This is a genomic window from Pseudomonas sp. rhizo66 (assembly GCF_031931925.1).
GTDB lineage: Bacteria > Pseudomonadota > Gammaproteobacteria > Pseudomonadales > Pseudomonadaceae > Aquipseudomonas.
Genome location: NZ_JAUJWZ010000051.1, coordinates 1 through 1,060 on the forward strand (window position 1 = coordinate 1; position 1,060 = coordinate 1,060).

Consider the following 1,060-nt stretch of genomic DNA (forward strand, 5'->3'; position numbering starts at 1 on the left):
AGTGACCATCAAGGATGTGTCCGGCGGCAATTTCGAGAATCTGGTGCCGAGCACCGTTCCAGCCGTGACCGAAGTCACCGACACCATCGACACATCGACCGTGAAGCTCACGGCTGACACCTCGGTCGCTGAAGGTGGCACTGTCACCTATACCGCCACTGTTGGCGCGCCGGTCACCGGTTCGCCGGTCGTGGTGACCCTGGCCAATGGTCAGAACATCACCATTGAGGTCGGCAAAACCACCGGCACCGTGACCACCACCGCACCGAACGATGCGCTGACTGGCCACGCGCCGCTGACCAACGCGATCACTGACGTAAGCGGCGGTAATTACGAAAACCTCGTCGCCGACAAAACCCCTGTCAGCACCACGGTCACCGACACCACTGACACCACCGACCTGACGCTAAGCGCGACGGGGACCGTGGCTGAAGGCGGCCAGATTACTTACACCGCGACCCTGACTAACGCAGCCGGTTCGCCTGTCACCGTGACCCTGTCGAACGGTTCGGTAATCACCATCGAAGCGGGCAAAACCACCGGCACCGTGACCGTTCCTGCGCCTGCCGATGACGTCTATAAAGACGCCGGCAAGGTCGAAGTCACTATCAAGGATGCTACGGGCGGCAACTTCGAGAACCTGGTTCCGAGCACCACGCCAGCCGTGACCGAAGTCACCGACACCATCGACACTTCGACAGTGAAGCTGACGGCCGACACCACTGTGGCTGAGGGCGGCACCGTCACCTACACCGCTACTGTCGGCGCGCCAGTTACCGGCTCGCCGGTAGTCGTGACCCTGGCCAACGGTCAGAACATCACCATCGAAGTCGGCAAAACCACCGGCACCGTGACCACCACCGCACCGAATGATGCGCTGACCGGCCACGCGCCGATCACCAACGCGATCACCGACGTTTCCGGCGGCAATTACGAAAACCTCGTGGCCGACAAAACCCCGGTCACCACCTCCGTCACCGACACCACGGACACCACCGACCTGACGCTAAGCGCGACCGGCACCGTGGCTGAAGGCGGTTCGATTGTTTACACCGCGACA

1 protein-coding gene is annotated in these 1,060 nt (G+C 62.0%); it reads left to right on the forward strand.

The genetic code is table 11. From position 1 onward, the window contains the following. Positions 1–1,060, forward strand: a 1,060-nt coding sequence (locus QZR14_RS27905; protein ID WP_311998309.1) for an immunoglobulin-like domain-containing protein, incomplete at both ends; no start/stop codon positions are given.